The organism is Stenotrophomonas sp. YJH_SMC_110 (genome assembly GCF_059369255.1).
Window position 1 is genome coordinate 327,494 of record NZ_JCAFSM010000001.1, and the last position, 13,479, is coordinate 340,972.

Annotated in this window: 10 protein-coding genes; 5 read left to right on the top strand and 5 right to left on the bottom strand. The window is 67.9% G+C overall.

Annotated elements, in window-relative coordinates:
* Positions 1–110 precede the first annotated feature (110 nt).
* Complete coding sequence (locus AC5P6H_RS01395; protein WP_014648357.1) at positions 111–1,454, bottom strand: dicarboxylate/amino acid:cation symporter; 1,344 nt, start codon at positions 1,452–1,454, stop codon at positions 111–113.
* Between the two features lie 332 nt (positions 1,455–1,786).
* Between AC5P6H_RS01395 and AC5P6H_RS01400 the strand changes: the two genes are divergently transcribed.
* A complete protein-coding gene (locus AC5P6H_RS01400; RefSeq protein WP_046432442.1) occupies positions 1,787–2,956 on the top strand; it encodes an OprO/OprP family phosphate-selective porin in 1,170 nt (389 codons plus the stop codon).
* A 66-nt stretch (positions 2,957–3,022) separates the two neighbouring features.
* A complete protein-coding gene (locus AC5P6H_RS01405) occupies positions 3,023–5,665 on the top strand; it encodes a hybrid sensor histidine kinase/response regulator (protein ID WP_049408085.1) in 2,643 nt (880 codons plus the stop codon).
* Positions 5,666–6,121: 456 nt separating this feature from the next.
* On the opposite strand, the gene AC5P6H_RS01410 is transcribed toward AC5P6H_RS01405, so the two are convergent.
* The 4 genes from AC5P6H_RS01410 to AC5P6H_RS01425 are packed head-to-tail and all read right to left on the bottom strand — an operon-like array spanning position 6,122 to position 9,926.
* Positions 6,122–6,772: a response regulator gene (locus tag AC5P6H_RS01410; protein ID WP_014648360.1), complete on the bottom strand. Its 651-nt coding sequence runs from the start codon at positions 6,770–6,772 to the stop codon at positions 6,122–6,124.
* 28 nt (positions 6,773–6,800) lie between these two features.
* On the bottom strand, positions 6,801–7,856 hold the full coding sequence (locus AC5P6H_RS01415; RefSeq protein ID WP_014648361.1) for an ABC transporter substrate-binding protein: 1,056 nt from the start codon (positions 7,854–7,856) through the stop codon (positions 6,801–6,803).
* A complete protein-coding gene (locus AC5P6H_RS01420) occupies positions 7,853–9,244 on the bottom strand; it encodes a sensor histidine kinase (RefSeq protein WP_014648362.1) in 1,392 nt (463 codons plus the stop codon). The genes AC5P6H_RS01415 and AC5P6H_RS01420 overlap by 4 nt, the downstream gene beginning before the upstream one ends.
* Positions 9,237–9,926: a response regulator gene (locus AC5P6H_RS01425; RefSeq protein ID WP_495202256.1), complete on the bottom strand. Its 690-nt coding sequence runs from the start codon at positions 9,924–9,926 to the stop codon at positions 9,237–9,239. The genes AC5P6H_RS01420 and AC5P6H_RS01425 overlap by 8 nt, the downstream gene beginning before the upstream one ends.
* 242 nt (positions 9,927–10,168) lie before the next feature.
* Here AC5P6H_RS01425 and AC5P6H_RS01430 point away from each other — a divergent pair, with 242 nt between their 5' ends.
* The 3 genes from AC5P6H_RS01430 (at position 10,169) to phbB (ending at position 13,477) form a co-directional block, all read left to right on the top strand.
* Positions 10,169–11,308, top strand: coding sequence for an OprO/OprP family phosphate-selective porin (locus AC5P6H_RS01430; RefSeq protein WP_495202348.1), 1,140 nt, complete (start codon positions 10,169–10,171; stop codon positions 11,306–11,308).
* Positions 11,309–11,383: 75 nt separating this feature from the next.
* Entirely contained in the window at positions 11,384–12,712 is a 1,329-nt protein-coding gene (locus AC5P6H_RS01435) for a CitMHS family transporter (RefSeq protein ID WP_005419191.1), read from the top strand.
* A gap of 24 nt (positions 12,713–12,736) precedes the next feature.
* Complete coding sequence (gene phbB / locus AC5P6H_RS01440; protein ID WP_005419193.1) at positions 12,737–13,477, top strand: acetoacetyl-CoA reductase; 741 nt, start codon at positions 12,737–12,739, stop codon at positions 13,475–13,477.
* Positions 13,478–13,479 lie beyond the last annotated feature (2 nt).

Sequence of the window (13,479 nt, forward strand, 5' to 3'; positions counted from 1 at the left end):
CGGTACCGGGATGTCAGCTTCGGCGTTGCCCATGACAGCCATGGGACGCCCTGAAACGCCGCGGGGCCGTACCACTGTCGTGACCGGCCCCGCGGTACCACACACCTGGATCAGCCCTTGGCCGGCAGTGCCTCGGGCAGCGCATCGACCGGCGGCGGCAGTTCGCTTTCGCGGCCATCCAGCGCCAGCTTCAGGCGGTTGCGGTCCAGCGCGCCTTCCCAGCGCGAGACCACCACGGTGGCCACGGCATTGCCGATGAAGTTGGTCAGCGAGCGGCATTCGCTCATGAAGCGGTCCACGCCCAGGATCAGCGCCATGCCGGCAACCGGCACTTCCGGCACGACGGCCAGGGTGGCGGCCAGGGTGATGAAGCCCGCGCCGGTGACGCCGGCCGCGCCCTTGGAGCTGAGCATGGCGACCAGCAGCAGGGCGATCTGGTGGCCCAAGGTCAGTTCGGTGTTGGTGGCCTGGGCGATGAACAGCGCCGCCAGGGTCATGTAGATGTTGGTGCCGTCCAGGTTGAACGAGTAGCCGGTCGGGACCACCAGGCCCACCACCGACTTGCTGCAGCCGGCGCGTTCCATCTTCTCCATCAGCGACGGCAGCGCCGACTCCGACGACGAGGTGCCGAGCACCAGCAGCAGTTCGGCCTTCAGGTAGCGCGCCAGCTTGAACACCGAGAAGCCGCACAGGCGGCAGACCACGCCGAGGATCACCGCCACGAACAGGAAGGCGGTGAGGTAGAACGAGCCCACCAGCCAGGCCAGGTTGATCAGCGAGCCGACGCCGTACTTGCCGATGGTGAAGGCGATCGCACCGAAGGCGCCGATCGGGGCGGCCTTCATCAGGATGTGCACCAGCTTGAACACCGGAGCGACCAGCGCCTCCAGGAAGTTCAGCACCGGCTTGCCCTTCTCCCCCACCATCGCCAGCGCGATGCCGAACAGCACGGCCACGAACAGCACCTGCAGGATGTTGCCGTCGACGAAGGCGCTGAGCAGCGTCTTCGGGATGATGTCCATCAGGAAGCCGACCAGGGTCAGGTCGTGCGACTTCTCGACGTAGCTGTGCACCGCGGTCTGGTCCAGCTCGGCCGGGTTGATGTTCATGCCGGCGCCGGGCTGCACCACGTGCGCCACGATCATGCCGACGATCAGCGCCAGCGTGGAGAAGAACAGGAAGTACGCCATCGCCTTGGCAAAGACCCGGCCCACCGTACGCAGGTGGGTCATGCTGGCGATGCCGGTGACGATGGTGAGGAAGATCACCGGCGCGATGATCATCTTCACCAGGTTGATGAAGGCATCACCGAGCGGCTTCATCTTCTCGCCGATCAACGGCTCGTAATGGCCGAGGATGGCGCCCAGGACGATCGCCACGATCACCTGGAAGTACAGCTGGCGATAGATCGGCAACGGCTTTGCAGGCACCGGTGCTGCGGTCGGGATGTGCATGGCGGACTCCGGAAGGGGCGTTTTCAGGCACGTACGGCCCCGGAGCTGCACGGGAACCGTTACCGTGGAAACTGATCGCAGGCCCTGTGCAGCACGCACAGGAGGTGCGACCAATGGACGCCTTTGTACGCGCCAGGCACGCCAGCGCAGATAACCTATTGGTACTAGCCTCCCGGTTCAGGTGGCACAGGTGCCTACACTGGCGCCGCACCGCCCGATCCTGGGGAGGCTGGTGGCCCGGGCTGAACGGCTGGGTGAGTCTTTGCGAAAGTTCCGGCCCTTCCGGCCGTTGATGTCCTGTCCACACGCAATCTGAGAGAGCCGCACCCAACATGCGCCCGAATCCCACCTTGCTGGCCCTGTCGCTGGCCGCCCTTCCCGCCTTCGCCTCGGCCGCCGATTTCGACAACTGGCCGACCAAGTACACCTTCGGTGATGGCACCGAGCTGGCGGCCACCGCCAACATCGCCTACGACTACAACGACTTCTCCTCGGCCAGTGGCCTCGAGGACGACGATGCCGTGCGCCGCAAGGAATTCGGCGCGACGCTGAAAAAGAAGGGCGTCTACGATGCGATGGTCTACTACGACTTCCAGGCCGATACCTGGCTGGACGTGTTCGTGCGCTTCGAGAGCAAGGCCTTCTTCGGCCGTGACGTCGGCCGCTTCCGCTTCGGCTACATGAAGACCCCGGTCGGCCTGGATGCGAACACCTCTTCGCGTGCCGGCAGCTTCCTGGAAACCTCGCTGCCGGTGCAGGCCTTCTACGAAGGCCGCCGCACCGGCGTGGAGTGGGTGCTGGAGCGCCCGCAGTACCTGCTGCAGGCCGGAGCCTATGGCGGCAAGGACCTGCAGGGCGACAACCCCGGCACCACCCAGGCGGTGCGTGCGGTGTGGACGCCGGTGAAGGCACCGGGCGATGTGATCCACCTGGGCCTGGCCTACTCGCAGGAAAACCCGCGTGGCTACAGCGATGGCCGCGACGTGCATCACGAGGCCAGCGCCCGCCTGCGCGCGCGCCCGGAAGCCGGCCTGACCGACATCCGCTACGTCGATTCCGGTGCGCTGGTCACCGCCGACCAGATCCGCCGCACCGGCCTGGAAGGCATCTGGATCCGGGGCCCGTTCTCGCTGCAGGCCGAAGCGCTGCGCGCTACGGTCACCCGTCGTGACGGCAAGCCCGACTACACCGGCAGTGGCCAGTACGCGATGGCCAGCTGGGTGCTGACCGGCGAATCGCGCCCGTACAACGCCGGCGCGGTGGCCAACATCAAGCCGGCGCACAATTACGGCGCGGTCGAACTGCTGGCCCGATACAGCCGTCTCGACCTGGACGATGGCAGCATCCTCGGCGGCCGCCAGCACGACCTGACGCTGGGTGCGAACTGGTACCTGACCAGTCACTTCAAGTTCCAGGCCAACTACGTGAAGGTCGACGCCAGCCGTCGTGGCGTGCACAGCACGCCGGAGATCTTCGAACTGCGCGCGCAGATGCACTTCTGACCCCTTCCACGTCAGACCCCGGCGGGCGTGCACGCCACGCCCGCCGGCCCTGCGTAGACTGCCGCCATGTACTGGCTCAGCCGCCACCGGATGCTGTTGCTGACCCTGCTGGTGATGGTCGGCGGTACCGTGCTGTGCGCGGTCGCCGCCGGTCATTACGCCTGGCGGCGCGCGCTCGGCGAGGAAAGCAGCCAGGTGCAACGCCAGCTGCAGCTGTATGGCCAGGGCCTGCAACAGCGCATCGACCGCTTCGGCACCTTGCCGCAGGTGCTGGCACTTGACCCGGATCTGCTGCATGCACTGCGCGTGCCGCCCTCGCCCAGCGAACGGCAGCGGCTGAACCTCAAGCTGCAACGCGCCAACGAAGTCACCCGTGCCTCGACCCTGACCCTGGTCGGCCACGACGGTGTGGCGGTGGCGGCCAGCAACTGGGACCAGCCGACCACCAATGTCGGCGAGAACTACAGCTACCGCCCCTACTACCGCCAGGCGCTGGCGCAGGGCCGTGGCCGCTTCTACGGCATCGGCATGACCACCGGCGTGCCCGGCTATTACCTTTCGCAGGCCATCGAAGAAGACGGCAAGCGGCTGGGCGTGGTGGTGATCAAGGTCGAGTTGTCCGCGCTGGAGCAGGAATGGCTGAGCAGCCCGGACGTGGTGCTGGCCAGCGACGACCACGACGTGGTGTTCCTGGCCAACCGGGACAGCTGGCGCTACCGGCTGCTGCGCCCGCTGGGAGCCGATGAGCGCCGCGAGATGCTGGACGCCCGCCAGTACGCCGACCGCGCATTGCAGCCCCTGCGCGCACGCACCGAAGACGTGCTGGCCGATGGCGGCCGCATGGTGCGCCTGCTGGACCCGGCGCTGCCGCAGCCGATGCTGTGGCAGAGCCTGCCGCTGCCCGCCGAAGGCTGGAACCTGCACCTGCTGCACGATGCCGGTGCCGCCACCGGCGCCGGCCGCGCCGCAGCACTCACCGGTGGCGCTGCATGGCTGGCGCTGGGCTTCCTGGTGCTGTTCGTGCAGCAGCGCCGGCGACTGGCCAAGCATCGCCTGCGCAGCCGCCGCGAGCTGGAAACCCTGCTCAAGCAGCATGCACAGGAACTGCGTACCGCGCAGGATGGCCTGCTGCAGGCCGCCACCGATGCCGACAGCGGCCTCAGCCGCAGCCTCGAACACCTGCCGCAGGGCGTGGTGGTGATCGACCGCGAACTGCGCCTGGTCGCGTGGAATTCGCGCTATCTGGAACTGTTCCGCTTCCCGCAGGACCTGGTTCGCGTCGGCCGGCCGATCGAGGAACTGTTCCGCTTCAACGCACGCCGTGGCCTGCTTGGTCCGGGCCCGGTCGATGAAGCCATCGAGCGCCGCCTGAACCACCTGCGCAGCGGCCGCCCGCACATGCGCGAGAGCGAAAAAGACGATGGCACCGTGCTGGAAATCCGCGGCAACCCGCTGCCCGACGGCGGCTTCGTCACCAGCTATGCCGACATCACCAGCTACAAGAACGCCGCGCGCGAACTGCGCTCGCTGGCCGATGCGCTGGAACACCGCATCGCCGAGCGCACCCATGACCTGGAAGAAGCACGCCGCGAAGCCGAGCAGGCCAACCGCTACAAGACGCGATTCGTCGCCTCGGCCGTGCACGACCTGCTGCAGCCGCTCAACGCGGCGCGCATGTTCGTCTCGGTGCTGCGCGGCAAGCTGGGCGACCCGGCGCAGCAGCAGACTGCGGACCACATCGATGCTGCGCTGGCCGCGCAGGATGCGATCCTCAACAGCCTGCTGGATATCGCGCGCCTGGAATCCGGCAGCCTGCCGACCCGAGTGCAGGCGTTCCGGCTCGGGCCTTTGCTGCAGACGCTGGCGCGCGAATTCGGCATCGCCGCACAGTCGCGTGGCCTGGTGGTCGACTGGGTCGATACCGATGCGGTGGTGGTCAGCGATGAAGCCCTGCTGCGCCGAATCCTGCAGAACTTCCTGTCCAACGCGCTGCGCTACAGCGAACGCGGCCGCGTGCTGCTCGGCTGCCGTCGCCGTGAAGGCATGCTGTGGATCGAGGTGCACGACCAGGGCCCCGGCATTCCCGACGCATTGCAGGGCGAGATCTTCGAGGAGTTCCGCCGCCTGCACGACGGCCAGCAGCGCGGCGCCGGCCTTGGCCTGGCCATCGTCGATCGCATCGGCCGCCTGCTTGGGCATCCGATCCGGCTGCGCTCGCAGCTGGGCCAGGGCAGCGTGTTCGCGGTGGGCGTGCCGTTCGGCGAAGCCAGCGCGATTCCCGCTACTGCTCCTGTGCCGGTGCTGGTGCAGGAACCGGCGGCGGACAACCCGCTTCGCGGTCGCCGGGTGTGGGTGATCGACGACGATCCGCACGTGTGCGCGGCCAGCCGCGCGCTGCTGGAGCGCTGGGGCTGCGAGGTGGCGCTGGCCGATGGCCCACAGGCGGCGCTGCAGCTGGCAGCAACAGGCGCAGTACCGGAGCTGGTGCTGCTGGATGTGCGCATGGGCGATCACCATGGGCCGGTGCTGTACGAGACATTGGCCGAATTGTGGCAGGCCCGCCCGCCGGTAGTGCTGGTTACTGCCGAGCGCGATGCGGGATTGCGTGAGATGGCCGCCGAACGCGGCTGGGGGATGATGGCCAAGCCGGTGAAGCCGCCGGCGCTGCGGGCACTGATGAGTCAGTTGCTGATCCGCCATCGTGGGTAGTTTCCAGCCAACGGCGCAGCCCCTCGTGGGTGGTGTCTGGGTGGTCGCGGAAAGCAGAAGCCGCGGGTGGGCCGGTCGGGTTTCGGTGGCCTGCACCCACGGAGAAGAAAATAAGATCAAAAGCGGGTCGCGCGCTGCGCTTGCTCGTGTAGAGCCGAGCCCATGCTCGGCTTCACGGACCGGCCAGAAAGCAGCCGAGCGTGGGCTCGGCTCTACAAAAAGCGGCCTGTCAGGCTGCCTTTGCTTTTGATCTTCTTTTCTCTTCCGTGGGTGGATGCGCACGGAACCTGTCCGTGGCCGGGTAGGTGGGCTGCGCAGGGGCGTGAGCCGCATGGATGCGGCGACCGAGCTTACATGGATGTACTTGCAGCGGCCCCTGTGCAGTCCATCTGCCCGGCCTCACCCATGAACTGCTCTACGTGTCCACCCACGAGGGGCTGCGCCGTTGGCTGGAAACTACAGCCCGATGCCGGCGTCGCCCTCGGGCTCCAGCGCCTTCACCAGCACCGCCGCCTGTGTGCGGCTGTGGCACTCGAGCTTCTTCAGGATGGCGGTGACGTGCACCTTCACCGTGTTCTCGGCCAGCCCCAGGGTGTAGGCGATCTGCTTGTTGAGGAGGCCGTCGGCCAGGCAGAGCAGCACGCGGAACTGCTGCGGGGTCAGCTGGGCCAGGCGGCTGGCCAGTAGTGCATCGGCCTCCGAACGCTCGGCGGCCATCGCCGGGAACCACAGGCCACCATCGAGCACCGCCTGCACGGCCTCGCCGATGGTCTCGGCCGGCGCGGACTTCGGGATGAAACCGGCGGCGCCGAACTGCTGGGCACGGCGGATCACCCGCGGATGGTCGTTGGAGGAAAGGATCACCACCGGGATGTCCGGATGCGAGCCGCGCACGTGCAGCAGCGCGGAAAAACCGTGCGCGCCGGGCATGGTCAGGTCGAGCAGCACCAAGTCCACGTCCGGCTGTGCGTCGAGCGCCTCGGCCAGCGCATCGGCACTGGCCACCTCGCGCACCTGCGCCAGCGGCAGGCTCTGCCGCAAGGACTGCACCACCGCCGAACGCAGCAGCGGGTGGTCGTCGGCGATCAGGATGGTGTATTCGCTCATGCCGCCATTGTACGGGCAGGCCGGAGCCTCAGCGCCCCGCCGGCTCGACGCTGCTGCGCCAGGCATCGAGGAACTGGCGGCGCTTGAGCGCATCCAGGTACACCAGCAGGCCCGGGCCGAGCTGGATCGGACGCCGGCTGCGGCCGGGCGCATCGTCGCCACGTGCGTTGCCGGTCACGATCGGCATCAGCCGCGCCTCGCGCGACAGCACCTGCTGGCCACGGGGCGACAGCAGGTAGTCGAGGAAGCGCCGCGCTTCTTCCGGGTGTGGGCCGGTACGCGGAATCACCGCGGTGCGCAGCACCACCAGCGTGTAGTCCTCAGGCTCGACGATGGCCAGTGGCGCGCCGGCATCGACCCGTGCCTGCGCGTAGGAACCAAGCACGTTGTAGACCAGCGACAGCTCGCCGCTGGCCACCTTGTCCAGCAGCACGCCGGTGCGCTCTTCGCGCACCACGTCGTTGTCGCCGAGCGCCCCCAGCAGCGCGCCGGCGATGCTGCCGCGCTGCGCATCCTGGGTTGCCAACAGGTAGCCGACACTGCTGCGCTCGATGTCATAGGTGCCGACCCTGCCGCGCAACGGTGCACCTTCGGCACGCAGCCGGTCCAGCAGCTGGCGGCGCGTGTGCGGCACCTTTGCCGAAGGCATTGCGCGGGTGTTGTAGACCATCACCACCGGCTCGTAGCTGATGCCGAAGGCCTCGTTGCGCCACTGCGCCCAGGCTGGCAGCGCAGCGGTCAGCGCCGAGCGATGTGGCAGCGCGTGGCCATCGTTGACCAGCTTGGTCTGCAGGTCCATGCCGCTGGAGATCAGCAGGTCCGGCGATGCCGGTCCACCGCGGTCGTGCAGGTAACGCGCGTACAGGTCCTGGGTGATGATGTCCTCGTACACCACCTCGGTGCCCGGGTGCAGCCGCTGGTAATCGGCAATCACCACCGCGAACACTTCGATGTCGGTAGTGCCGTGAATGCGCAGCTGCGCGGTGGCCGCCCCCTGTGCGGGAAAACGACGCACATCGCCGGGCGCGGCCAGCACCGGCAGGGCCAGCAGCAGGGCAACGGCCGTGGCAAACAGGCGGATCATGGACTGCTCCGTGGCAGGCGGATGGTGGCGATCAGCCCGCCCTGCGGGCGGTTGCTGAGGTCGATGCGGCCGCCGTGGCTGTCGACCACCCGCTTGACGATGGCCAGGCCCAGCCCGGCACCGCCGGATGGCGCGCCTTCGCCACGCGCGAAGCGCTCGAATACGCGTTCGGCATCGGCAGCCGCGATGCCTGCGCCATGGTCGGCGATGGTCAGCACGGCCTGCCCGCTTTCCACGGTCAGCGCGATCTGCAACGGGCCGTCGCCGCCGTACTTCAACGCGTTGTCGACCAGGTTCTTGATTGCCTCGCGCAGCAGCAGCGCGTCGCCATGCACCTGCACCGGCTCGGCAGTCATCGCCAGTTGCACGCGCGGTGCCGGGCTTGCCTGCGGCAGTGCTTCATGCAACGCCTGGTGCACGGTCTCGGCCAGATCCACCGCCGCAAAGCGCTGCAGGTGCGAACGATGGATCACGCTGGCATCGCTGAGCAGCTGGTTGAGCAGCCGGCTCATATGCGTGGCGTTGCGCTCGATCGCCTGCAGGCTGCGTCGCATGTCCTCCGGATCGTCATCATCCAGCGCCAACTGCGCCTGAGCTCGCAATGCCGCCAGTGGCGTGCGCATCTGGTGTGCGGCCTCGGCCATGAACGCGCGCAGTGTCTCGTTGCTGCTGGACAGGCGTTCCATGAAGCGGTTCAACGCGGCCACCATCTGGTCCATCTCGCGTGGCACGCGGGCATCGAGCGGCTTCAGGTCGGACGGCTCGCGGCGCGACAGCTCGCGCTCCACCCGCACCAGCGGCCGGAACGCACGATGCACGCCGAACGCCACCAGCGCCAGCAGCAGCCCGGACAACACACCGATCGCCAGCAATGCACGATTGACCATGTCCTGCGCAACGGCTTCGCGCGCGCGCCGGGTCTGGCCCACCTGCACCTGCACCTCGCCCTGTGCCGAGGCCGCGGCGAAACTGCGGCCGACCACCACGAAGCGCACGGTTTCGCCGCTGTAGGGGGCGTCGAACAGCTGCGGCTGGGTACCGGGCCTGCGCGGCGGTGTCGGCAGATCACCGTAGCCGGTGATCAGCGTGCCGCGGCTGTCGGCCACCCGGTAGAACACGCGGTCCTCCGGCGCCATCGCCAGCAGGTCCAGCGCCGCATAGGGCAGATCGACCTGCCACTGGCCGTCGACCAGGGCCACCGAATCGGCGATGGACAGCGCCGAGGACACCAGCAGGTGATCGTAGGATCGGTTGGCGGCGCGCTGGCCGTAATCGCGTGCGGCGAACAGCAGGGCCACCGCGAACACCGCCAGCAGCACGCCGAGGTAGAGCAGCAGCGTGCGCCGCAGCGAACCCGGCGCCGCAGTCGCAGCACGCGTGTCAGCCATCGGGGTCGGCATGGGTATCGCTGGCTTCCAGCAGGTAACCGACGCCACGCACCGTGGTGATGCGCAGCGGCGCGCCCGCCAGCTTCTTTCTCAGGCGACCAACGTACAACTCGATGGCATTCGGGCCCGCTTCGTCATCGAAACCAAACAGGCCGTTGCCGATCTCGTCCTTGCCGACCACCTGGCCAAGACGGCCGACCAGGATCTCCAGCAGGCGGTACTCGCGATTGGGCAGTTCGATCGGCTCCCCGTCGAGGCTGACCCGGTGCGCCGCGTTGTCGAACTGGAAGCCGCCGATCTGCACCACTTCGCTGGCCTGGCCGCGCGCGCGCCGCAGCAGCACGCGGCAGCGCGCTTCGAACTCGCGGAAATCAAACGGCTTGCCCAGGTAGTCGTCGGCCCCCACATCCAGCGCCTGCACGCGATCTTCGATGCCGTCACGCGCGGTCAGCATCAGCACCGGCGTGCTGTCACCGCGCTCGCGCATGCCGGCCAGCACGCGCAGGCCATCGAGCTTGGGCAGGCCGATGTCCAGCACCACCAGGTCGAAGCTCTGGTAGCGCAGCACGCTGGCAGCGGCCAGGCCATCGGCCTGCCAGTCCACGGCGTGCCCGCTGCGGCGCATCCGGCGGATGATCGCATCGGCCAGATCCGGATTGTCTTCGACCAGCAGCAGGCGCATGGGCACACGGGTGGGAGGGGAACCGAATGCTACCGCATGCCGCCGCTGGGCTCGCCGGGCGCGGCACGGCGAGCCCAGCGGCCTGCTTTTCGCTGCACCGCACAATCCGTTGACAGGACGATGACAGCTTGCCCGACCCAGACTGCGGCCGCGCACCGTCCGGTGCCCACGATTGCCGCGCGCCTGGCGCGCACCTGGGAGGGTTTGTGGAATTCACGTTTGCCTGGCGGCGTCCTGCCGCCATGATGGCGCTGGCTGTCCTGTCGGTGCCGGCCTTCGCCGCCGAAGACGACCGTCCGGTCACCGCCACCCTGGGGGGCCGCCTGCACCTGGACTTCGCCACCTTCGACAACGACAACCGCGGAACGCCGAACAAGGATGACACCGAGATCCGCCGTGCATGGGTCGATGTGTCCGGCAAGTTCTTCGTGGTCGACTACAAGCTGGAAGCCGACTTCTCCGGCGACCGCGTCGAGGCCAAGGATGTCTACCTGGCCCGCAGCTTCGGCAAGGCGGGCAAGCTGACCGTGGGCAAGTTCAAGCAGTATTTCTCGCTGGATGACCGTACCAGCTCCAACTACGGCAGCTTCCTGGAGCGCGGCAACGCCGGCACCACGCTGGCGCCGCTGTACCGCCTGGGTGCGTCCTGGCAGGCCAACCCGGGCGACTTCACCTGGGCGGCCAGCCTCTACAGCCTGGAGAGCATCGACGCCTGGCAGGTGAAGGGTCGCGCGGCGGGTGGTCGCATCACCTGGGCGCCCTCGCCCAGCGACGGCGACGTGCTGCACCTGGGCCTGTCGCTGGCCCGCGAGGCGTACGACAACCCCGGCGCCAATGGCGTGCCCGGCCTGCGCATCCGTCCGCGCCCGGCCGGCCACCTGTCCGACGAGAGCCGCCTGACCCTGGTCGACTTCTCCGCCGGCCGCGATACCGACGTCAACAAGTGGTCGCTGGAATACGCGCAGGTGCGCGGCCCGCTGTCGTGGCAGGGCGAGTTCAGTGGCGCCACCTTCGATGACGGCGCCCAGCGCGGCGACGTGATGGCCGCCTACGGCATGCTCAGCTGGTTCGTCACCGGCGAAAGCCGCGCCTATGACCGCAAGACCGGGCGCTTCGCGCGGGTGAAGGACATCCGCCACAAGGCCGGTGCATTCGAAGTGGCGCTGCGCTACGACCAGATGTGGGGCGCACAGCACCTCGACGGCGCGCCGGACCTGCGCCGTGGCAGCACTGAGGCGTGGACGCTGGGTGGCAACTGGTACCTGCGCGACAACCTGCGCTTCATGCTCAACGTGATCGAAAGCCGCAACCGCGACCGCCTGGCCGGGGTCACGGTGGACCGCACCCGCGCGGTCACCGGCCGCCTGCAGTACGACTTCTAGGCCTGACATTCCGGGCGCGCGGCGCCCGGCCCCTTCCACTCCCCACGTCCTGTTTTCGCAAGGAGTCCGCAGATGATGCTGAGCATCCTCGGCTTTGGCATGGTCATTACGTTCATGTACTTGATCATGAGCAAGCGCCTGTCGCCGCTCGTCGCCCTGATCACCATCCCCATCCTGTTCGCGCTGATCGGTGGCTTCGGTGCCGGCATCGACGAGATGATGCTGGAGGGCATCAAGAAGATCGCGCCGACCGGCGTGATGCTGATGTTCGCCATCCTCTACTTCGGGGTGATGATCGACGCAGGCCTGTTCGATCCGCTGGTGCGGGTGATTCTGCGCTTCGTCAAGGGCGATCCGATGAAGATCGTGCTTGGCACCGCCGTGCTGGCGATGCTGATCTCGCTCGATGGCGACGGTTCGACCACCTACATGATCACCGTCTCGGCGATGCTGCCGCTGTACCAGCGGCTGGGCATGAACGCGCTGAACATGACCTGCGTGACCATCCTCGCCGGCGGCGTGATGAACCTGACCCCGTGGGGCGGCCCGACCGCACGCGCGGCCACTGCGCTGCACGTGGACCCGGCCGATGTGTTCGTGCCGCTGATCCCGTCGATGGTGATCGCCTGTGCCGGCGTGCTGCTGCTGGCCTGGTACCTGGGCTTGAAGGAACGCCGTCGCCTCGGCGTGGTGACCCTGCCCAAGGGCGGCAGCTGGATGGACAACAGCGTATCGGACGACAGCAATCCGCTGCCGACCGTGGAAGACGCCGAGGACATCAAGCGGCCGAAGCTGCTGTGGGTGAACCTGGCCCTGACCGTGGCGCTGATGACCGCGCTGATCATCGGCGTGCTGCCGATGCCGGTGCTGTTCATGGTCGGCTTCGCCATCGCCCTGGTGATCAACTACCCGAACCTGGCCGAGCAGCGCCGCCGCGTGGTCAACCACGCCGGCAACGTGCTGTCGGTGGTGTCGCTGATCTTCGCCGCAGGCATCTTCACCGGCATCCTCAACAACACCGGCATGGTCGAAGCGATGTCGCACAGCTTCCTGGCGGTCATTCCGGAGTCGTGGGGCCCGTACCTGGCGGTGATCACCGCGGTGGCGTCGATGCCGTTCACCTTCTTCATGTCCAACGACGCGTTCTACTTCGGCGTGCTGCCGATCCTGTCCGAGGCCGCCGGCAACTACGGCATCACTCCGGTGGAAATGGCGCGCGCCTCGCTGGCTGGCCAGCCGGTGCACCTGCTCAGCCCGCTGGTGCCGTCCACCTACCTGCTGGTGGGCCTGGCCAAGGTCGAATTCGCCGACCACCAGAAGTTCACCCTGAAGTGGGCCATCGCCATCTCGATGCTGCTGATGATCGGCAGCCTGCTGTTCGGCCTGTATCCCCTCGCCGCCTGACCCTTTGCCAAGGAGCCTTCTGCAATGACGCTTCGAATCGCTTACGTCACCAGTGGAATGGGCAGTGTCGGCACTGCCATCTGCCAGAGCCTGGCCCGCAGCGGCCACACCGTGGTTGCCGGCTGCGCGCCGAACTCGCCGCGCAAGGCCAACTGGCTGCGCGAGCAGCGCGAACAGGGCTTCGACTTCATCGCCTCCGAAGGCAACGCGACCGACTGGGCCTCGACCAGCGCCGCGTTCGCCAAGGTCCGCGCCGAAGTGGGTGAGGTCGATGTACTGGTCAACAACTCCGGCGGCAGCCGCGACCTGCTGTTCCGGCAGATGACGGTGGAGGACTGGAACGCGGTGATCGCCTCCAACCTCAATGCGCTGTTCAACCTGACCAAGCAGGTAGTCGACGGCATGGCCACGCGGGGCTGGGGCCGCATCATCAACATCGGCTCGGTCAGCGCCCACAAGGGCCAGATCGGCCAGGTGAACTACGCCACCGCCAAGGCCGCGATGCATGGCTTCAGCCGTGCGCTGGCCGCCGAAGTGGCTTCGCGCGGCGTCACCGTCAACACGCTGTCGCCGGGCTACATCGCCAGCCAGGCGATCAGCAGCTTCCCGCCGGATGTACTGGACCGGCTGGCGGCCTCGGTGCCGGTGCGCCGCCTGGGTCGCCCCGAGGAAGTGGCCGGCCTGTGCGCCTGGCTGGCCTCGGATGAAGCCTCGTACGTGACCGGCGCCGACTATCCGGTCAACGGTGGCCTGTACATGGGGTAAGC